Annotated in this window: 23 protein-coding genes; 3 read left to right on the top strand and 20 right to left on the bottom strand. The window is 46.0% G+C overall.

Translation table 11 applies throughout. The features are described 5' to 3' along the window. Nucleotides 1-3: 3 nt before the first annotated feature. The 17 genes from VIM91_RS09515 to proC form a co-directional block, all read right to left on the bottom strand. Nucleotides 4-1,287, bottom strand: a complete 1,284-nt coding sequence (locus tag VIM91_RS09515) for a dihydroorotase (protein ID WP_331864588.1) — start codon at nt 1,285-1,287, stop codon at nt 4-6. Then, on the bottom strand, nt 1,284-2,336 hold the full coding sequence (locus VIM91_RS09510; RefSeq protein WP_331864587.1) for an aspartate carbamoyltransferase catalytic subunit: 1,053 nt from the start codon (nt 2,334-2,336) through the stop codon (nt 1,284-1,286). The genes VIM91_RS09515 and VIM91_RS09510 overlap by 4 nt, the downstream gene beginning before the upstream one ends. Beyond that, the gene (gene pyrR / locus VIM91_RS09505) at nt 2,333-2,845 is read right to left on the bottom strand and encodes a bifunctional pyr operon transcriptional regulator/uracil phosphoribosyltransferase PyrR (RefSeq protein ID WP_331864586.1); all 513 of its coding nucleotides are present in this window, start codon (nt 2,843-2,845) and stop codon (nt 2,333-2,335) included. The genes VIM91_RS09510 and pyrR overlap by 4 nt, the downstream gene beginning before the upstream one ends. Further along, nucleotides 2,826-3,254, bottom strand: a complete 429-nt coding sequence (gene ruvX, locus VIM91_RS09500) for a Holliday junction resolvase RuvX (RefSeq protein ID WP_331864585.1) — start codon at nt 3,252-3,254, stop codon at nt 2,826-2,828. Before ruvX ends, pyrR begins: the two co-directional genes overlap by 20 nt. Then, a complete protein-coding gene (locus tag VIM91_RS09495) occupies nt 3,247-3,813 on the bottom strand; it encodes a YqgE/AlgH family protein (protein WP_331864584.1) in 567 nt (188 codons plus the stop codon). The genes ruvX and VIM91_RS09495 overlap by 8 nt, the downstream gene beginning before the upstream one ends. Nucleotides 3,814-3,850: 37 nt before the next feature. Continuing rightward, the gene (locus VIM91_RS09490; RefSeq protein ID WP_331864583.1) at nt 3,851-4,900 is read right to left on the bottom strand and encodes an FAD:protein FMN transferase; all 1,050 of its coding nucleotides are present in this window, start codon (nt 4,898-4,900) and stop codon (nt 3,851-3,853) included. Beyond that, nucleotides 4,900-5,859 (bottom strand): glutathione synthase, encoded by a 960-nt coding sequence (gene gshB, locus VIM91_RS09485; RefSeq protein WP_331864582.1) that lies wholly within the window; start codon nt 5,857-5,859, stop codon nt 4,900-4,902. Before gshB ends, VIM91_RS09490 begins: the two co-directional genes overlap by 1 nt. Before the next feature lie 53 nt (nt 5,860-5,912). Next, nucleotides 5,913-7,343 carry an NAD(P)H-hydrate dehydratase gene (locus tag VIM91_RS09480; RefSeq protein WP_331864581.1) on the bottom strand — a complete coding sequence of 477 codons (1,431 nt, stop codon included), beginning with the start codon at nt 7,341-7,343 and terminating at the stop codon, nt 5,913-5,915. Between the two features lie 120 nt (nt 7,344-7,463). After that, a complete protein-coding gene (rpmG, locus tag VIM91_RS09475; RefSeq protein WP_029933737.1) occupies nt 7,464-7,619 on the bottom strand; it encodes a 50S ribosomal protein L33 in 156 nt (51 codons plus the stop codon). A gap of 13 nt (nt 7,620-7,632) precedes the next feature. Continuing rightward, a complete protein-coding gene (rpmB, locus tag VIM91_RS09470; RefSeq protein WP_029933738.1) occupies nt 7,633-7,869 on the bottom strand; it encodes a 50S ribosomal protein L28 in 237 nt (78 codons plus the stop codon). Between the two features lie 182 nt (nt 7,870-8,051). Further along, the gene (gene radC / locus VIM91_RS09465) at nt 8,052-8,729 is read right to left on the bottom strand and encodes a RadC family protein (protein ID WP_331864580.1); all 678 of its coding nucleotides are present in this window, start codon (nt 8,727-8,729) and stop codon (nt 8,052-8,054) included. Between the two features lie 62 nt (nt 8,730-8,791). After that, the gene (locus VIM91_RS09460) at nt 8,792-9,208 is read right to left on the bottom strand and encodes a hypothetical protein (RefSeq protein ID WP_331864579.1); all 417 of its coding nucleotides are present in this window, start codon (nt 9,206-9,208) and stop codon (nt 8,792-8,794) included. 16 nt (nt 9,209-9,224) lie between these two features. Beyond that, complete coding sequence (locus VIM91_RS09455) at nt 9,225-10,160, bottom strand: PilZ domain-containing protein (RefSeq protein ID WP_331864578.1); 936 nt, start codon at nt 10,158-10,160, stop codon at nt 9,225-9,227. An 82-nt stretch (nt 10,161-10,242) separates the two neighbouring features. Next, nucleotides 10,243-10,845, bottom strand: a complete 603-nt coding sequence (metW, locus tag VIM91_RS09450) for a methionine biosynthesis protein MetW (RefSeq protein WP_331864607.1) — start codon at nt 10,843-10,845, stop codon at nt 10,243-10,245. Nucleotides 10,846-10,853: 8 nt separating this feature from the next. Beyond that, on the bottom strand, nt 10,854-11,993 hold the full coding sequence (gene metX / locus VIM91_RS09445; RefSeq protein WP_331864577.1) for a homoserine O-succinyltransferase MetX: 1,140 nt from the start codon (nt 11,991-11,993) through the stop codon (nt 10,854-10,856). Between the two features lie 10 nt (nt 11,994-12,003). Continuing rightward, nucleotides 12,004-12,573, bottom strand: a complete 570-nt coding sequence (locus VIM91_RS09440; protein ID WP_331864576.1) for a YggT family protein — start codon at nt 12,571-12,573, stop codon at nt 12,004-12,006. Next, nucleotides 12,573-13,397, bottom strand: a complete 825-nt coding sequence (gene proC, locus VIM91_RS09435) for a pyrroline-5-carboxylate reductase (protein ID WP_331864575.1) — start codon at nt 13,395-13,397, stop codon at nt 12,573-12,575. Before proC ends, VIM91_RS09440 begins: the two co-directional genes overlap by 1 nt. 176 nt (nt 13,398-13,573) lie before the next feature. Between proC and VIM91_RS09430 the strand changes: the two genes are divergently transcribed. From VIM91_RS09430 to VIM91_RS09420, 3 genes are read left to right on the top strand one after another with little or no spacing between them, the layout of a single operon-like run. Continuing rightward, the gene (locus VIM91_RS09430) at nt 13,574-14,509 is read left to right on the top strand and encodes a hypothetical protein (protein ID WP_331864574.1); all 936 of its coding nucleotides are present in this window, start codon (nt 13,574-13,576) and stop codon (nt 14,507-14,509) included. Next, the gene (yidD, locus tag VIM91_RS09425; RefSeq protein ID WP_331864573.1) at nt 14,469-14,828 is read left to right on the top strand and encodes a membrane protein insertion efficiency factor YidD; all 360 of its coding nucleotides are present in this window, start codon (nt 14,469-14,471) and stop codon (nt 14,826-14,828) included. The genes VIM91_RS09430 and yidD overlap by 41 nt, the downstream gene beginning before the upstream one ends. Nucleotide 14,829: 1 nt before the next feature. Beyond that, nucleotides 14,830-15,045 carry a YjfB family protein gene (locus VIM91_RS09420; RefSeq protein WP_331864572.1) on the top strand — a complete coding sequence of 72 codons (216 nt, stop codon included), beginning with the start codon at nt 14,830-14,832 and terminating at the stop codon, nt 15,043-15,045. 77 nt (nt 15,046-15,122) lie between these two features. On the opposite strand, the gene folE2 is transcribed toward VIM91_RS09420, so the two are convergent. The 3 genes from folE2 to VIM91_RS09405 form a co-directional block, all read right to left on the bottom strand. Beyond that, nucleotides 15,123-16,070 (bottom strand): GTP cyclohydrolase FolE2, encoded by a 948-nt coding sequence (gene folE2 / locus VIM91_RS09415; RefSeq protein WP_331864571.1) that lies wholly within the window; start codon nt 16,068-16,070, stop codon nt 15,123-15,125. A 92-nt stretch (nt 16,071-16,162) separates the two neighbouring features. Next, nucleotides 16,163-17,182, bottom strand: a complete 1,020-nt coding sequence (locus VIM91_RS09410) for a CobW family GTP-binding protein (protein WP_331864570.1) — start codon at nt 17,180-17,182, stop codon at nt 16,163-16,165. Further along, nucleotides 17,160-18,506: an FAD-dependent oxidoreductase gene (locus tag VIM91_RS09405; protein WP_331864606.1), complete on the bottom strand. Its 1,347-nt coding sequence runs from the start codon at nt 18,504-18,506 to the stop codon at nt 17,160-17,162. Before VIM91_RS09405 ends, VIM91_RS09410 begins: the two co-directional genes overlap by 23 nt. Nucleotides 18,507-18,534: the final 28 nt, after the last annotated feature.

The raw sequence follows: 18,534 nt of genomic DNA, 5'->3' as shown, positions 1-18,534 counted from the left end.
TGTTTAGACCGCATTGGCTAAATAGACTGGACGACCTTGGAAAAAGGTCATTTCGACTTTTCCGTTAAACTCCCAACCGATAAAGGGTGAGTTTTTACCTTCTGATAGTAAGGTCTCGCTGCTCAGTGTCCAATAATCCTCTGGATCAAAAATCACCAAGTCGGCATTGCTGCCAGTTTGTAAGCTGCCACAATTGAGACCCAGAATATTAGCCGGGTGTTCGGTGAGAAGTTGAATGGCTTGCGACAGGTTTAAAACCTTTTCGTCCACCAGTTTTAAGGTTAGGGCGAGTAAGGTTTCGAGGCCGCTGATACCGGGTTGACTTTCGCCAAATGGCAATTGTTTTTCGTCTCGTCCAAGCGGAGTGTGATCGCTCACAATTGCATCAATAATTCCGGTTTTTACCCCCATTCGTAACGCATCACGATCGGCTTGACTGCGTAAAGGTGGGCTGACGTGAGCAAGTGAACTAAAGTCTAACAAGTCCATTTCGGTTAAGAACAAGTGGTGAATCGCGACATCACAGGTGACCGGTAAACCACGCTGTTTAGCTTGTTGGATCATTTCAACAGAACGCGCGCAAGATATTTGCGAGAAGTGGGCGCGAACACCGGCTTCTTCAACCAGAATTAAATCGCGCGCCAGCGCGGTGGTTTCAGCCGAAGCTGGAATGCTGGGTAAACCTAAGCGGGTACTGACCGCACCAGTATGTGCAACACCGTGGTTTTTAAGTTGCTGGTTTTCGCAACGCAATAACACCAATAGATTATGTGAGGCGGCATATTCAAGCGCATTTTTCAGAATCAGCGGGTTTTGAATCGGTTGATTGGCTTGGCTTAGTGCAACACAACCGCCTTGTTTAAGTGCATACATTTCGCTTAAACGTTCACCTTTTAGTCCTTGGGTTAAGGCACCAATTGGCATCACAAACGCCGTGGCCGCTTGGCGCGCGCGGCGCTGAATTAACTCGGCCACCGCTTGGGTATCGGTGACCGGGTCGGTATCAGGTGGGCAACATAAACTGGTAATGCCACCGGCGACGGCGGCTTTGGTTTCGGAGGCAATGTGGCCAGTTTGATTATGGCCGGGCTCACCTAAACGCGCTTGCATATCCACCAGGCCTGGTAGTATCCATTTGCCTTGGGCATCAATGGTTTGATTCGGTTCAAAACCTTCGGGTGGCGTATCTATGCCGACAATGTGACCGCGTGCAATATACAGGTTAGCGGTGCGATCCAGGTTTTGGCTTGGGTCAATAATTCGACCGTTTTGGATGACGATTTTCATTCTGAACGCTCCTGTGTCGCCGCTTTTTGTTCGCTATCAGTGGTTTCGATGGTGTCCTCAGCTTGAGATTGAGCCAGCAGGGCAGCATTACTCATAATGATGGACATGACCGCCATACGCACCGCGATGCCGTAAGTGACCTGTTGTAGAATCACCGATTGTGGACCGTCTGCGACCGCCGAGTCAATCTCAACCCCACGGTTTATGGGGCCTGGATGCATTACAATCGCATCGGGTTTGGCATAGGTTAGGCGTCTTTCGGTTAAACCATAAAGATCAAAGTATTCTTGTTCGCTCGGTAACAATGCGCCTTGCATGCGTTCGTTTTGTAAACGCAACATAATGACGACATCGACCCCTTCCAATCCGGCTTCCATATCGTGATAAACATGCACCCCAAGCGCCTCTGGGAAAGGTGGAATCAAGGTTTTAGGACCGATTACCCGAATTTCGCGGGCCTCTAGCAAGCTTAGTGCTTGAATTTGAGAGCGGGCGACCCGTGAATGCAGAATGTCACCTACAATGGCCACCTTTAAATCAAACACATCGCCTTTGAGCTTGCGAATGGTAAACATGTCCAACATAGCTTGAGTGGGGTGTGCATGTTGGCCATCACCCGCATTGAGTACATGCACATGAGGTGCTACATGTTCGGCGAAGAAGTGCGCCGCACCGCTTTCGGAGTGGCGAATTACAAACATATCAGCCTGCATGGCTTCTAGGTTCCACATGGTATCGAGCAACGACTCGCCTTTTTTGGTGGCCGAAGCACTGATATTGAGGTTCATCACATCCGCTGATAGGCGTTTTTCGGCAATTTCAAAAGTGGTGCGGGTACGGGTGCTGGGCTCAAAAAACAAGTTCATAATGGTTTTGCCGCGCAACAAAGGCACTTTCTTAATCTCGTTGGTGTGAGGGTTCAGAAAGGATTCTGCCGTATCTAGTATTTCAGTTAAATGATGTGGCTTTAGCCCCTCCAGTGTAAGGAAGTGTTTGAGTTTACCTTGTTCATTTAACTGGATATTGGGACGAGTTAATCGAGCACTCATTGATCGGCCTCCGCGTTCTCAATTAAGGTCATACTTAAGGGTTCGGGCCCCGATAGCTTTAAGGTTTGATGACATTGCATTTGCAGGGCGCTGATATCAGGCTGAATCGGTAGTTCACGCGCGCCTTTTCGATCGACCAAACTCACTAACGTAATGCTGGCCGGACGCCCAAAGTCGAAAATTTCGTTCATCGCGGCGCGGGTGGTGCGCCCGGTATAAAGCACATCATCGATTAAAAAGATATGTTGATCGTCCACGCTCCACGGAATATTGGAGGGTTGCACGGCCGGGTTGAGGCCGATTTTTGAAAAGTCATCTCGGTAAAATGAAATATCTAACACGCCTAATGGACTGGTCAAGTTTAGGCGTTGGTGTAAACCCTGTGCAATCCATTCACCGCCGGTGCGAATGCCAATCAGCTTGGCTTGATCGTTAAAAAGTTTGTGCTCGCGTATTTTTTGCGCGAGTTCATCTAGCAGTTGATTGATGTCAAAGTTCAGTTTTGTCATAGTGGCTTAACCAGTTTTCTAAAATAATTTGAGCGGCATGTGCGTCCAATTGAACGTTGGCTTGCGCATGGGATTTTAATCGTTGTTCGGCTTCGTGAGAGCTTAATTGTTCTTCAATAAAAAACAGCGGGCGTTGGTAGCGGCCCTGCAAACGCTGACCAAATTTGCGCGCGCTTTGCGTAAAGGGTTGCTCGCTACCATCGAGACGCATCGGTAACCCAACTACAATCGCTACTGGATTCCAGTGTTCGAATAGTTGCGTAATATGTGCCCAGTCTGGTACTCCGTCACGACTTTTAACAATGGTTTCGGGACTGGCTGTGCGGGTAACCGTTTGTCCGACGGCAACGCCGATGCGCTTCAATCCAAAATCAAAGCCAATAACAAAGCCATCTGCAAGCTTAGGCATGACCGGCTTCACCGCTTAAAAACTCTGGCGATACCCCTAACATACCAAGTGCAACTTTCCAGCGTGCTTCGAGTTGAGTTTCAAAAATTAGACTGGCATTGTAAGGCGCGGTTAGCCAATTGTTGCGTTGAATTTCACTCGCCAATTGTCCCTTTCCCCAAGAGGCCGTACCCAAACAAATAATATGATCTGGTGGCGCGATGCCTTGAGCTAAGGCCTGCAAAAAGTCTTCTGAGACGGTTAGGCCAAGGTTGTGATCTAGATCAACGGTGTTTTGCCAATCCCCAACCGGCTGGTGCAAAATAAATCCTCGCTCTATGTCGACCGGCCCGCCCATTAAAATGGGTTTGTTTAGCTCGTTAGGGGAGAGGTCGGCATGAATATGGAAGTGTTCAAGAATTTGACCCACGTTTAAACTGTGGGGCTTATTAACCACCAAGCCTGTTGTACCTTCGTCATTGTCTTCTATGACATAAATCACGGTTTTTTCAAACCACGAGTCATCTAAGTTTGGCATCGCAATCAGAAATTGGTGTTGGAGTGAGTGGGTAGTTTTCATGACATAAATTATAGAGCAAACCCTGAGGTTTCGCTGTTTAGTTTTTAAGATCGATTAATCGTGATTGCATCGCTGGTGTGATATCTATGCGCCCATCACGATGAACAATAAACACGGCATCGACCCCAAGTTGGTCGGCGATACGCGCCCAATCTTGTTCACCAGCAATCAAAAGAGCGGTGGCGGCAGTATCAGCGGTGATGGCATCTTCATGAATCACCGTGACCGAAGCGAAGCTGTCAGCTGGCCAGGCCGTGTTGGGGTTAATAATATGGCTGAATCTTTGACCTTGCCAATCGAAATAACGCTGGTAGGTGCCGGAGGTGAAAATGCTATCTCCTGCTTGGGCTTGTAGTTTAGCGATCGCCTGCTTTGGATTATTGGGATTTTGAATGCCAATTGACCAGGCCTGGTGCTTCTTAAATCCTAATGCTTTGATATCGCCACCAATGTTAATGAGCGCATTCTTAATGCCTGCATCGGCTAAGGTTTGCGCCGCGATATCGAGCGCTAAGCCTTTGGCATTGCCGCCAAAGTCTAACTGCACATTTGGATTGCGACTGACTAATTGACTTTCTTTGAAATAGATATCTTTTATCGAAGGACGCTTACTCAACCAGGCCTGGCGCTGAGCTTCAGGCGGGGGTGGACCATGCCAGTCTTCAGAGTGAAACCCCCACATATTAATGAGTTGACCTATAGCCGGATCAAATAAATAGTCGGTTTGAGCGCTGAGTTTCTGACTGGTTTGAATGAAGGTTTTTACGGAATCGGGCACTTCGATTGCCTGATGATTGGCAATCGCTTGGTTGATTTTGCTTACAATGCCGCCCTTTTCCCAAGCATGCCATTCATGGTGAAAAGCTTGAAAACGTTGTTCGATAGCCTGTATCGCTTGTTCTGCCTGGTGCGGTTCAGCCCCTACTATGAGGAGTTGCACCTCTGTGCCAAATACATAAAAGCTTTGTTGGGTTGTATTTTGAGGCGCATCACAAGCTGTTAAACCAAGGCTGAGTACCCACAAGCCACTGTAAAATAAGGCGTGTTTTAAGTGGCCGAAATTTAAGGTTTTTTGAAAAAAAAGCATTATGTCTTTTGGTTGATTTTTGATTCTAAGCAATCAAATAGGGTGCCGGCAATGTTCAGTCCAAACTGACTGTCAAGCTCACGAATACAAGTAGGGCTTGTTACATTGATTTCTGTAACATATTCACCAATCACGTCTAACCCAACAAAAATCAGGCCTTTTTCACGTAACTTTGGCGCAATTTGTTGGCATAACCAACGATCACGATCGGTCAGTTCAATGCCTTCGCCTCGGCCACCGGCCGCAATATTGCCACGTGTTTCACCAGATTGTGGAATGCGCGCTAATGCATAGGGTATGGGTTCGCCATCAATTAACAGAATGCGTTTGTCACCCGCGCTGATTTCGGGCAAATAACGCTGAGCCATAATATGGTGCTGACCATGATCGGTCATGATTTCAATAATCACGCTCAGGTTCGGGTCGCCCTGTTTAACACGGAAAATGGATGCGCCACCCATGGCGTCGAGGGGTTTAAAAATCGTGTCTTGTTGTTCGGCGACGAAGGTTTTGAGTAGATCGGCTTGCGCACTCACCAGGGTGGGTGGTGTACATTGTGGAAACCAGTTGGCAAACAGTTTTTCGTTGGCATCTCGCAGGCTTTGAGGTTTGTTGACCACTAATACGCCTTGTGCTTCAGCCAGTTCTAGCATATGGGTTGAGTAGAGATAATCGTTGTTAAAGGGTGGGTCCTGACGAATTAAGATAATATCTAACTCAGCTAGTGGGGTGGCTTTAGATGCACCAAAACCATAATATTGGCCATCATTTCGATCCCAAACTTTAAGTTCGCTGGTAATGGCAAAGGGTTCAGCATTTTGCACATAGATATCTTGCGGTTGCATATATAATAACTCGTAACCGCGTCTTTGCGCTTCGAGTAGCATGGCAAACGAGCTGTCTTTATAGGGTTTTATGTGTTCAATCGGGTCCATTACGATGCCGAGTTTAATCTGCATTTGCTGTCCTTTAACCAAAAATTGAGTGAATGACCCATACTATGCGTGAAGGCTTATAAAAGGTCAATGATATCGGATGGTAGTAAACTTGATTGCCCACGGCTTTGTGCTACTTTGTCGCCGGCTCTAGCATGTAGCTCCACGCCACGTTGAGCCGCCTCAAACAGACTAAAACCTTGTGCAACTAAACCAGCAATAAGGCCGGTTAACACATCCCCCATACCACCTACCGCCATGCCGGGGTTACCGGAACGGCATAAAGCCATATTTTGGCCATCATAAATTAAGCTGCCTGCGCCTTTTAGAACGATGACGCCGCCGTAACGTTTGTGTAGTGCTTGGATCGCGCTAATGCGATCGTTTTGAATTACATGGGTTGGACGTTCAAGTAAGCGTGATGCTTCGCCTGGGTGAGGGGTCAGAATCCAACGTTCGTAATGAAAAGGCTCAAGCGCCAGACAGTTGAGTGCATCCGCATCCAGCACTAAGGGGCGGTTACTTTTGCACACTTCTTCGTACAAGTTCCACGCCCAGCTATCCGTTCCTAGTCCAGGGCCGATGGCAATGACATCTGATTTAATCGCTAAACGGTGGAAGTCGGCGCTTTGGTAACACATGAGTTCAGGCTGTATTTGGCTGAGCGCTACCTGGTGTTCGGCACGGCTGACAAGTTTGCACAAACCCACCCCAGAGCGCAAACAGGCTTTACCCGCCAAAGCTAAAGCCCCGACCATATTATAATTACCACCAATTAATAATGCGGAGCCGTAAGTGCCTTTATGTGTATTACGTCGCCTTTTAATTGAAGGTAAATCGTCTTGCTCCCAGCTGGTTGCCAGAGGGGTAAATCCATCAAGTAATTCAATAGGCAGTTGTAAGTCGCCGAGATGGACTTGACCAGTATGATCCGGGCCATCATTCAGATATAGGCCTATTTTTTGTACGATAAAGCACGCCGTATGTTGAGCTTGTATTGCGCTGCCGAGAACCTGACCTGTGTTGGCATCCAAGCCACTGGGCAGGTCGAGTGCTAGAATTGGGCGTTGAGCCATATTAATCGCATCAATAATTTGGTTCCAAGGGGCTTCAAGCGGGCGGTTTAAACCTATACCAAATAGAGCGTCCACCACTAGATCAGCTTGCATTAGTTTTTGAGCGGAAAAGTCGGCCGCGATTAAGCCGAGTGCTTCGGCTTCCTGGCGCGCTTGAGCGGCATCGCCTTCTATTGGCGGTTGCCCAATCTGGGCAATGTCGACTTTTTGGCCATTAATATGAGCGATTTTAGCTAATGCATAGCCATCACCGCCATTGTTGCCCGGGCCACAGAGGATATAAATCTGTTGAGCTTGCGGCCATTGCTTTTGTATCAACTGATTGGCAAAGCCTGCCGCTCGTTTCATAAGCCTTAAACCGGTTAAGTCAAGTTGCTTGATGACATGGCGGTCAATGGCTTGTGCTTGTGTAGCAGAGTAAAGTTTAAGCATCAAAGTATCTGAGTAGTTGGCTAATGGGATGATTAAACCATAATAAGAGGATGGATTTCTAGATATAAAAAAACCGACACTAGGTCGGTTTTTTAGGCTAAATCAAAATTTTTCGCAAAATTATTTGATTTTGGCTTCTTTGAACAAGACGTGTTTACGAACCACTGGATCGTACTTCTTGATTTCAAATTTTCCAGCCATGGTACGTTTGTTTTTATCCGTAGTATAAAAATAACCGGTACCTGCTGATGAGACTAACTTAATTTTATCGCGCATAACCGTCTCCTAATTAAACCTTCTCACCACGTGCGCGCATATCTGCAAGCACTGACTCGATTCCGTTCTTGTCGATTGTACGCATAGCAGCTGGTGTAACGCGTAGTTTTACAAAGCGGTTTTCAGATTCAACCCAAAAACGGTGCGCTTGCAAATTTGGCAAAAAACGGCGACGTGTTTTACGGTGAGAGTGGGAAACATTGTTACCGACCGCAGGGCGTTTTCCTGTGACTTGGCAAACTTTAGACATCTCTCAATCCCCTATATCCATTCATTAACGATGAAAACTTCAGAGCAAGAAGTAACCCGCTTGCTCAAGAATTCTAAATTACGGTAAAGAAACTTTACCTAAAAACAAGAAGACGGAATTATCCACAAATCTTGACTTGAATGCAAGACTTAATTCGGTTAAATCGAAAAATCGGTCCGTGGCTAGATCTGCCCGTTCTGCGCCATTGAGTGCCAGCGCCCATGATCGCCTAAAATAACGTGATCAAGTAATCGAACATCGACAAGTGTTAAAGCCTGTTTAATGAGTTGTGTAATGTGATGGTCACTTTCGCTAGGTTTGGGTAGACCAGAAGGATGGTTGTGTGTCACGATTGCGGCGGCGGCATTGTGTTTGAGTGCAAGTTTAACCAGTTCGCGCGGATGCACACTGGCTTGGTTGACGGTGCCATAAAACAATGTTTCAAAATGAATCATTTGATGTTGCTGATCCAACAATAAGCAAGCAAATTGTTCACGTGGTTGATGGCCGATTTGATTCATAAAGAACTGAGCGCTTAATTCTGGTGATTGAAAAGCTTCGCCTTTTTTTAGACCGCTTTCAAAATGTCGCCGAGCCATTTCTAATACCGCGTTCAGTTGGGCATATTTAGCCAGTCCCAAACCTTTGGCCTGGCAAAAGTCGGCTTGGTCGGCATGCAACAAGCTATGTAAATCGCCAAAATGATCAAGTAGGTCTTGCGCGAGTTCGACCGCGTTTTTACCCTTTACCCCAACACGTAAAAATATCGCGAGCAATTGAGCATCTGTTAAGCTGGCGGCGCCAAATTCAATCAGTTTTTCGCGTGGTTGATCGTGGACGTGCCAGTCTTTGATAGACATTTAAACTCCTTGTACGCACCCTTAACGTTAGCGTCAATAAATTAAATGACGACCAGGCCTGGTTAAGCGGCTTGTTGTTTGACCTTCTTCTGACATATAGCCATAAGGTTTTTGATTACCTTGGCAAACACTGGGTAGCGATATTCGGTGATTTGATACATGCTTTGAGCGCTTTCGTTGGGCAGTTTAAGGGCAAACCGAGAAATCTCGAGGATTTTGTTCATTTGAGCCGCAGTAAAACGATCGCTCAGCTCAAAATAAGACACTTTAGTGAGCATGACTTTGTCAATAATGTCGAGCCACTCGGTGTCGTTGACGAAGGGGTAAGTCTTTTGGAAAAAATCATCAATGCCGTGCTTACGCATTAAGATCAACTGCTTTAACGTACTAAATTTGAGCAGATCTTCAGCTGGTGGTTTTAAGTTTAGAGGGAGTTCACCGATAAAACCGGTTTCAACTTGGTGACTTGTACCGGGCATAATAAATTCTCGTTATTTAAAGCTTAAAATTTAAGCACTCTTGGATTTCGTAGCGCTGAATTTCGGTATGTAAAAAGGCTTGATCTTTACTGTCTGGAAACTCAAAGTTCATCGCCATTCGCTCAAGGCGTCCAAGTGGTTCACCTTGAATGTTAACAATCACCCCATCAAACTTTAGCACTTTTTCAGCTTCCGGAAAATATAAATGCACATGTACTCGTTGGTGAATGTCAAAACTTTTTTCAGTTAATACCGCTAAACCGCAGGCACTGACGTTAGCTATTTCTTCTGGCCAGTCAGTAGGGTTCTGGCGTAAACAGTGGTCGTCATGAATGCGTCGGAAGAGTTCGGTGTGTGTGGTAATGAATTCAGCGCTATGCAAAATGGATTGTACAAGTGGAATGCTGTCATACTTGGCATCGCCAAAAATCTGACTGAGTTCGTCAATGCGAAACCCATGAGGTAAGTAGTCTGGCGCATAAAAATGATCAGTTGTTGAGTTTGAGATACTCTCAATCATTTGATTTAAGAAAAATAAGTATTTGTCTTCGATCGTTTTAAGGTGTTGGTAGGTTTTTGGGGAGGATTGTTCAAGCGGTTTGATTTTGGTAAATCCGGATTGATGGCTAACTAAGTCTTGCCACATGACTTTGTTGAGTTTTGGATTATGACCTCTGGCAATCATTTCACAGCATTCGCCAAAAAACTCTAGGCGCCGGATGATATCTATAAAAATATCAGTTAAGACCTCTTTTTGATCTTGAATATGATTTAGTGATTCCAGTGTTTTTTGTTTTTGATCGGCGAGTTGTTTATGAACGAAGGGAGTGTGGTATTTTGCGCCAGTCGTATAGATGTCACGATCAAACACGGGCGCGCAAGCCGTAATGAAATAGCGCACAGGCATTTCTATACGAAAAAAACGTCGTGCATTTCTAGAGGATCGAGACATAGTGATGGAGTGCCAGCATATTTTTATTTTATTGCCATCCAGTATAGGCAATATTTGTAAAAAATAACAGCGGCCTTTTATCTTAATTACGCTTTTTTACCTTGTAAAGGGCAACTTCCCCAAGTAAATTTGGCCATAATCGCATACCTAGATTGGTTTGGTGTTGGCTGTTTACGACGGTGCGAGCCATGACTTCAATGCCTTTTTCTTCGCAGAGTCTTTCAAAATCATTAAAGGTGCAAAGATGAATATTGGGCGTGTCGTACCAATGATAAGGGAGAGTGTCGGTTTCAGGCATGCGGCCCTTAAATAAAAGCTGGGCGCGCATTTTCCAATGACCAAAATTTGGGAAGGTAATAATGCTTTCTTTGCCAACCGTCAGCATGTGGTCAAGCAGAAGATCCGGGCGACTAACAACCTGTAGTGCTTGAGTCATAATGACGAAATCAAAGCTGTGAGGATCAAAATACTCGTTCAAATCCCCACTGTTTAGGTTGCTTTGGATGACGTTGATGCCATTTATAACGGCTTTAATATTTTTTTGTGGATCGATTTCCATACCATAGCCCCGCACTTGACGGGTAGATTGGAGATAGGTGAGTAAGGTACCGTCACCACAACCCAAATCTAATACATGGGAACCTGGTGTGATCCAATCAGAGATAAGTTTAAATTCGGGGGTGATAGTCAGACTCATGTTGAACGTATCTCTTTTAGTATGCGACACATATAAGCGTGAAAAATACCTTCATAATGGGTATTGGGCAACAGGAAAGCATCATGCCCATGTTCGGACTCAACTTCGGCATAACTAACGCTTAAATTGTTGTCCAGCAGGGCTCGTACAATTTCACGCGAGCGTGCCGGTGAAAAGCGCCAATCAGACGTGAAGGACACCACTAAAAACTGGGCTTTTGTGTTGGCAAAAGCCTGGCTTAGATCATTATTAAATTCGGCCGCTGGGTCAAAATAGTCTAAAGCTTTCGTCATAAGCAAGTAAGTATTGGCATCAAAGTTTTGCTTGGTCGCAAATTTTTCACCTTGATAACGTAAGTAACTTTCGACTTGAAACTCTACTTCAAAGCTATATTTGAGTTTATCGGCTCGCAGTTCTCGGCCAAATTTGGCGCCCATCATGTCGTCAGATAAGTAGGTTAGATGCCCCAGCATGCGAGCGAGTGCTAGCCCGCCTTTCGGTGTGGTGCCAGCTTCAATAAAGCGTCCTTCATGAAACTCAGGATCGGTCATAATGGCGCGACGTGCGACTTCGTTAAAGGCAATATTTTGGGCGCTTAGCTTGGGCGCGGCGGCGATTACGACGGCATGACGAAGTTTGTCGGGATAATCAATCGCCCATTGCATGACCTGCATGCCACCCATTGAGCCTCCGACGATCGCGGCCCATTGTTGAATTCCTAAGTGTTGGCGTAATTGGTTTTGACTATGCACCCAATCTCGGCAAGTCACAATCGGGAAGTCGCTACCAAAAACCTTGCCGGTTTCAGGGTTGAGGGAAGTTGGGCCGGTTGAGCCGCGACAGCTTCCTAGGTTGTTTGAACAGACAACAAAAAACTCGTCTGTATCAATCGGTTTGCCTGGGCCGATGTAATCATTCCACCAGCCGGGTTTATCGTCGCCTTCATAAAATCCGGCTACGTGATGATCGCCACTGAGTGCGTGGCAAATCAGAATGGCATTACTCGCTTCGGCATTCAGCGAGCCATAGGTTTCATAAACCAGGTCATATTGAGGTAGCACAGCACCGCTGACTAAGGCCAGCGGTTCATCAATATGTAAGGTTTTTGGGGTAACGAGTCCGATTGAGCTTTTCATGGGTGCTATTTTACACCATAGATTGTGCAAGCTGCGCGATCGAACCGACAATTAATATCTGCGAAAGCTTAATCACCAAGATTGCAACAATAGGGGAAAGGTCGAAACCACCCATTGGTGGAACCAGGCGTTGGAATGGTGCTAAAACTGGGGCGGTTAATTGGCGAAATATATCCAGGTTGGGATTGCGACCTTGATCAATCCAGCTCAAGATAATTTGGATAATAATTAACCAGAACAGCATGTCGAGCAACACGTTCAGTATTTCGGTTAGAGCGCTTAATAGAATAAACACCAAGCCAAAATCGCGAGCACTCAACCAGCCGATAAGCAAAACAAAAATAAGCTGGACAGTAAACGCCGCGCCCAGTGCCGCAAAATCCCAGCGTCCACGAGACGGCAGGAAAATTGCAAACGGCTTGCATATTGGGTTTGTTACTTTGGCAATAAACATCACGATTGGATTACGCCAATCTGTGTAGGTGGCGCGAATTAAAAAACGCAAAACTAAAACAAAGATCACCAGGCCTGCTATAAATTGCAGTAAAAACAAACCGGCTTGATCGACAGGTGAACCCATTATTCTTCTCCTAATTCATCGGCAAGTTGTTGAGCGCGAGTTTTTGCCGCTTGCATGGCACGCTCAATAATTTGGTCTAAATGGTCGTTTTCGAAGCTGTGGATGGCTTTTTCAGTGGTTCCGTTGGGTGAGGTTACTTTACGGCGCAAGGTCGCGCAATCATCCGAGCTTTCAAGCGCCATTTTTGCCGCGCCAAAAGCCGTTTGCAGGGTTAAGAGATGTGCGGTTTTTTTATCTAGCCCGAGTTTCTGGCCCGCTGCTTCCATCGCTTCCATAAACAGGAAATAATAAGCCGGGCCGCTCCCTGATAGCGCGGTAACGGCATCCAGTTTTTCTTCTTCTTTCACCCAAATAGCCAAGCCAGCTGCACGAAGAATTTCTTCTGCTTGACTATGTTGTGTGTCGGTTACTTGGCTATTGGCAAATAATCCGGTAGCGCCAGTTTGAATTAAAGCTGGTGTGTTCGGCATAGCGCGAACCACAGCCAGTTGGCCGCCAAGCCAGTTATTAATGTCATGGCTGCGAACACCGGCCGCAACCGAGATAATCAGTGGTTTTTTGTTTTGCACATTGGTTTGTAATTGCTGGCACAGGACTTTGAGCTGTTGTGGTTTAACCGCCAAGACCAAAATGTCGGCTTGCTCGGTGACTGGGTGATTGTCTTCAAAACAGGTGATAGCAAAGTCTCGCATGACCGCTTGGCAAGCGTCGGGGTTTGGATCTGCTGCGAGTATTTGTGACTTATCATAACCACTGGCAATTAAACCGCCAATTAAACTTCGGCTCATATTGCCCGCACCGATAAATGCAATTTTTGCGTTCATAATTCTGCCCCTTCAATCTTACGAGATGCTCATATTATGCCAAATCCCGAGCGAGCTTTAGAAATATCTAAAGCAAAACTGAAGCTGGCCGCTAAATAAAATACAAACCAAAAAATAAAATGCTAAAAATGAAGTGCTTAGCGTTAAAACACTTCATTGGCCAGAAAGGATATTGTATGTCAATCGCACCGTTACCAGGCCTGGTGCTTGGACAAGGTGGCCATAAGTCACCTTTGAGTCTTGTTGATTTGTCGAATGAACAGCCAAAAAAAACGGCGATGGATCGTGCGGGTTCAAGCCGTCTTGAACCCAGCGCACAAGGTTTTGATAAAGCCAGTATGTCGGTGGCATCGATGCAGCGTTATCAATCAGCCTATCAATATTCCAATACGATGAGCATGCAGCTTACGACCAAGGAAGGCGATCAGGTAACGGTTGATTTTCGTCAGATTTATGCACAATACCAAGAATTTAATCGCCAGCAAGCCATGCAAGAGGGGCCAAAAGGTGTGCGTTATTTTGAGTCGCGCGAAGCCATGGAAATGACCGCGTTTGAAGAACGCTTTGGCATTAGTGTGCAGGGTGACTTAAACGAAGCCGAACTGGGGGCGATTTTTGATGTGTTTGCTCAGGTTGATCAGCTTGCCAACACCTTTTATAACGGTGACATTGAACAAGCCTTTCAGCAGGCGGTCGAATTGCAAGTGGATTTCGGTCAAATCCAATCCTTTAGCCTAGATATGACACGCACTGAAATGCGAGCCGCCAGTTATCAGCAAAGCGCAGCGGCACAATATCAGCAGGTACAAAATTCAGAGGCTGCGCAAGACAAACCGGGTGTTAAAGATTTGCCGCCTTATTTGCAGGCCTGGCAGTCGGCGATTGAACGCTTAGATGAGCAGTTTGCCCAAGCACAGAAAATGTTTGATGACATGATGGCAGGTACCTTGGCGCAACGTTTTCCAGAACAAGACAGCCGTGAAGGTTGGTTTGAGCGGGTCAAAAACCTGCATCAAGAATTGAGTGGTTTGCTAGACTTAAAGACTCCTAATCCTCAACAAGCGAGCGCAAATGAGTCTGTGGCAAACCCTGAAAAAATACAATCCGCTTAAGTGGCTGGTAATTGGGCTGGTGCGCATTTACCAGCTCTTTATTAGCCCACTACTCGGGCCCAGATGTCGTTTCTATCCATCCTGTTCACATTACACGATGGAAGCCTTGCAAAAGCACGGTTTGATTTACGGCCTCTGGTTGTCAATTCGGCGTATTGGACGTTGTCATCCGGCTAATCCGGGTGGTGTTGATCCGGTACCTGAATGTGGCTGTGGTTGGTTGGGGCATCGCTGTGACGACCATCAGCTTGTAAAAGACTCGGACATGGAAAAATCACCAGACGAGACCATTAAAGACAGCGATAAAAAGGAGAGTTAACATGGCTATACCAGAAGGTGTTACCGCAGGCGGCATGGTCGCTGGTACTATGGCGCAAAGTCAGGCTTATGCGAAGCAGGAAGCTCAGGTAACGATGCTGAAAAAGTCCATGGATGTTCAAACGGATGCGGTGATGACGTTGTTGGAAGGGATTGCTCCCGTGCCAGCTTCGAAGTTGCCGGCGAACCTTGGGCAAAACATCAATACGACGGCTTAGTCGTAGTATGAGTATGGCGCTGGACTTTACATCCAGCGCTCGTTCTCATTATTTTATCTAGGTGTCAGGACACCAAGTTAGTTAATCAATCCCATTAAGTTGGGGTCGTCGATATAACCGCCTTCAATCCCTTTCGTAACCACGGCGACTGCATCATGCGGATGCAAACTTTCTAAGTGATTCACACGTAACCAGTAATCACTCACTTGTGTTTGTTCGTCCATGGTGGCTTGCAAACGTCTGGCGGCATCTTCACAGAACATTAAGTTGCTGGCATTTAAGCGTGCAAACTCTTGTTCGTCTTCGCGTTTAACCGCCGCTTGCACGGGGGTTTTAAGACTGTTTTCAATGATATTAATCCAGCTTGAAAAATCAAACTCGGTCATGTTGGAGATGTTTGCTTTAATCTGCGCATAAGAGCGCTGACTGTGCGGTGTCGCACAAATACCTTCCGGCGTGCCCAGCCATTCCAACACTTGTTGATAATCTAAACTTTCAGTTTGCGAAAATTGTTCTTCAAAGGCTTGTTGAATCAGTTGGCGTGATAAAGCCGCTGAGCAAGGACAGGTAGACGAGTAAGGCACTTCAATGGTGACTTCACAGCTATATTGCCCTTGCTTTAATTCACCTCGAAAGGTGGCTGGATAGTGTTTCCATCCTGAGTTGTTGCTCAGCAAGGAAGCGCGGCGCTCATAATAATCAAAGCGGAACTCAACAAAAGCGTGATCGCTTAAACCTTGGTGGGATTCAATAAATTTGCTTAAAATGGCTTGAATCCGTGCAGGCGATAAGGTGTGCTGAACCGCCATCTCGTCCAGTAATAAATAGAGTCGAGACATATGAATGCCTTTACTCTGAGGGTCAATTAAGTTGACGTAGGCTTGAGTGCGAGATGATAAACGAATAGCTTCATCTTTAGATTGAACCAGAACGGGCAGTTCTATGCCGCTCATTCCGACCCAATTTAATTTACCTTGTGGGCCCTGGTGGGGTTGGCACGCGATATCGGGCATGTGCTTGGTCATGCAATTTCCTTCTGTTGCCTAACCGCGAGATAGAATTCTATGCTGCGCGTGTTATTGATTTTAGTGGATTGGAGATAATAACAAGCTTTGGCTTATAGGTCACGAATTTGTATTAGATTTGTCAGGCTTTTTTCTAGCGCTTGAAAGGTGGTGTGGGGATCAATCTCATGGTCAAACAATAACTCCAAACGGCTATCGGCGCGCCAAGCTTGCTCTTTAAGGCTGAGGTGGCCGTTTACCCAATTAAGTTGTTGCCATTGTTTGCCCATGCGTATTAAGCCTTTTGCTCGCACCAGGCCTGGTGGTGGCGTGTCGAACCATTGCTTAACAGCTGGCCGCTTGAAGAGCAGGTTGGGTGTAAAAATCCAGCCGATACTGCTCACTGCGCCAACCTGAGTTTGGACACGAATGACTTCGGGCAATTGGCTTTCAGCGTCAACAGTTTGGCTAAGCTTCGCTTGATGAGCAGGTGCTTCCAGCAAGCTAAAACCAGGCCTGGTGGGTGTTTTTTCTAACCAATGAAGATCAATTTTAGCGTGTTGAGTCGAAATAATGGCAGATTTTGTCGGACTCAGGCTTTGTAGAAAATCTTTGGTTTGTGCCAATTGTTGGTTGGAAATTAAATCTGTTTTATTGAGCACCAGGTAATCGGCTAAGCTGATTTGGTCGCGTAAAACCGCCGATTTTTGATAACGCTCTAAACTAAAATTAGCCATATCAATGACACAAAACGTGTTTTGTAATTTAAAGTTTTGCGTACTTTGGTGGCGTTGAAGCAGGTCAATAATTTGAGCCGGGTGGCCAATTCCTGTTGGTTCGATAATCAGCCGGTCGAGTGATTCAAGTCGGCGGGCTTGGTTTAGTGCCTTCGCCAGATTGGCCTGTGCACTACAGCAGATACAGCCGCCATTGACTTCAAATACAGGTGTGTTTTGTGACGCTAAGCTCGCACCATCAATGCCAATATCGCCAAATTCATTGATAATGAGTGCCCAGCGTGCTTGTGAGGGTTTGTGTGCAAGCAGGTGCTTGATTAAACTTGTTTTTCCGCTACCCAATAACCCCGTCACCAAAGTAACGGGAATTGGGTTATTCGAACAGGTCTTGACCATCTAATAAGTCATCAACCAATTGTTTGCGATGCAGCTCAATGCCTAAAGACTCACAGACAATACGGGCATCTCGATAAGCGTTGTACAAACAAGTGGTTGCGCCGGGTGAGGGTGTCATGTTGAAAATCAAGTTTTCACTTTCCGGCACGATGCTGGCTTCACCGAGTTTCAGTTCGCCGGTGACTTTATCAATCACTTGTGGTCGTAAGCCGCCGACGCCTTTGGCAAAGCTGAGATCTTTGAGCTGCAGGCCTGGAATGATCTTACGCGCATCTTTTAAAAATAGTTTTTGTCGAATGCCTGGAATTTCAAACGCGAAATTGCGGAAAATATAATTACGAATCACGCTGTCTTTCATTAAGTCCCAAAAGACTTTGAGCACTTTAAAGTCGAGCTTTAAACTTTTCCAGAAATCCCAATAGGTGCCGCCAGTGTAACGCTCTAGTTTTGGTAGCATTAACGCAGTTGGACCTAAGCGGGTTTTATTAGGTTCGATCAAGTCAGGGTCACCATGTAACGCGGCAAAGGGTAACTTGTCGTTTTGGATGGTATAGACCTTACCGTTCAGCATTTTCGGCACATAATAAAAACTGCCAGCCATCGGTAGAATCGACATTTTTAAACCGTGACCAAGCTGGTTGGCAAGCAATAAACTGTGCGCCCCGGCAGATACCACCACAAAACGCGACATAAATGTGCCTTGTGGCGTGGTAATTTCGTAATGGTCTTCAAATTTTTTAATGCGTTTGACTTCGGTGCTTAAATTGATCGAAATGTCACTAGCATATTTACGCGCGGAATTAATAAATGAGCGCGATAAATTGCCATAGTTCACCGCACTGTATTCATCAGTACAGCCTGACGCAAGAATTTTTTCTGGACGAGGTTGACCATTAACCAAGGCGACCGCCGGTTCAACTTCCGCAATTTTTTCCGCATCCCAAAGTTGCATATAAGGAAAGGTTTCAGCGAACTCATGGTGGCGTTTTTCCAGTACTTCACATTCTTTTTCGCCCACCGCCAAAATCATTTTTGGGAACTTGAAAATGAAGTTATTTTTTTCGACTTGATCCGCATAACGCACCAGCATATTGGCTTGGCGTTTTACTTGGCTGGCTTTGGCCAAAGAGTAGTTGGTCTCGATATCACCGCAATGCAGGGTTTGACTATTGCTACGTGCATTCGAGTTGAGTGGCGCAAGTGTGCCATATTTTTCGAGTACAGCGATGGATTTGATACCGCTGTATTTTGCTAAAGTATAGGTCAAAGCGCAGCCAGAAATACCACCGCCGACAATGACAACATCAAAAACCCGTTTTTTCATGATGGACAAAACTCTTGGGACGAATCGA

This window comes from Thiomicrospira sp. (assembly GCF_036568485.1).
Lineage (GTDB): Bacteria > Pseudomonadota > Gammaproteobacteria > Thiomicrospirales > Thiomicrospiraceae > Thiomicrospira.
This window is presented reverse-complemented; position numbering and strand designations above follow the sequence as displayed.

Bases quoted from the DNA above. Each gene is read 5' to 3' on its own strand.
- VIM91_RS09410 (WP_331864570.1), bottom strand. From the start codon at position 17,182: ATGGTCAAGACCTGTTCGAATAACCCAATTCCCGTTACTTTGGTGACG.
- VIM91_RS09430 (WP_331864574.1), top strand. From the start codon at position 13,574: ATGTCAATCGCACCGTTACCAGGCCTGGTGCTTGGACAAGGTGGCCAT.
- VIM91_RS09440 (WP_331864576.1), bottom strand. From the start codon at position 12,573: ATGGGTTCACCTGTCGATCAAGCCGGTTTGTTTTTACTGCAATTTATA.
- pyrR (WP_331864586.1), bottom strand. From the start codon at position 2,845: ATGACAAAACTGAACTTTGACATCAATCAACTGCTAGATGAACTCGCG.
- VIM91_RS09515 (WP_331864588.1), bottom strand. From the start codon at position 1,287: ATGAAAATCGTCATCCAAAACGGTCGAATTATTGACCCAAGCCAAAAC.
- gshB (WP_331864582.1), bottom strand. From the start codon at position 5,859: ATGCAGATTAAACTCGGCATCGTAATGGACCCGATTGAACACATAAAA.
- folE2 (WP_331864571.1), bottom strand. From the start codon at position 16,070: ATGACCAAGCACATGCCCGATATCGCGTGCCAACCCCACCAGGGCCCA.
- ruvX (WP_331864585.1), bottom strand. From the start codon at position 3,254: ATGCCTAAGCTTGCAGATGGCTTTGTTATTGGCTTTGATTTTGGATTG.
- VIM91_RS09510 (WP_331864587.1), bottom strand. From the start codon at position 2,336: ATGAGTGCTCGATTAACTCGTCCCAATATCCAGTTAAATGAACAAGGT.
- VIM91_RS09460 (WP_331864579.1), bottom strand. From the start codon at position 9,208: ATGCCCGGTACAAGTCACCAAGTTGAAACCGGTTTTATCGGTGAACTC.
- yidD (WP_331864573.1), top strand. From the start codon at position 14,469: ATGAGTCTGTGGCAAACCCTGAAAAAATACAATCCGCTTAAGTGGCTG.
- VIM91_RS09420 (WP_331864572.1), top strand. From the start codon at position 14,830: ATGGCTATACCAGAAGGTGTTACCGCAGGCGGCATGGTCGCTGGTACT.
- VIM91_RS09455 (WP_331864578.1), bottom strand. From the start codon at position 10,160: ATGTCTCGATCCTCTAGAAATGCACGACGTTTTTTTCGTATAGAAATG.
- radC (WP_331864580.1), bottom strand. From the start codon at position 8,729: ATGTCTATCAAAGACTGGCACGTCCACGATCAACCACGCGAAAAACTG.
- metX (WP_331864577.1), bottom strand. From the start codon at position 11,993: ATGAAAAGCTCAATCGGACTCGTTACCCCAAAAACCTTACATATTGAT.
- rpmB (WP_029933738.1), bottom strand. From the start codon at position 7,869: ATGTCTAAAGTTTGCCAAGTCACAGGAAAACGCCCTGCGGTCGGTAAC.
- VIM91_RS09490 (WP_331864583.1), bottom strand. From the start codon at position 4,900: ATGCTTTTTTTTCAAAAAACCTTAAATTTCGGCCACTTAAAACACGCC.
- rpmG (WP_029933737.1), bottom strand. From the start codon at position 7,619: ATGCGCGATAAAATTAAGTTAGTCTCATCAGCAGGTACCGGTTATTTT.
- proC (WP_331864575.1), bottom strand. From the start codon at position 13,397: ATGAACGCAAAAATTGCATTTATCGGTGCGGGCAATATGAGCCGAAGT.
- VIM91_RS09495 (WP_331864584.1), bottom strand. From the start codon at position 3,813: ATGAAAACTACCCACTCACTCCAACACCAATTTCTGATTGCGATGCCA.
- VIM91_RS09480 (WP_331864581.1), bottom strand. From the start codon at position 7,343: ATGCTTAAACTTTACTCTGCTACACAAGCACAAGCCATTGACCGCCAT.
- VIM91_RS09405 (WP_331864606.1), bottom strand. From the start codon at position 18,506: ATGAAAAAACGGGTTTTTGATGTTGTCATTGTCGGCGGTGGTATTTCT.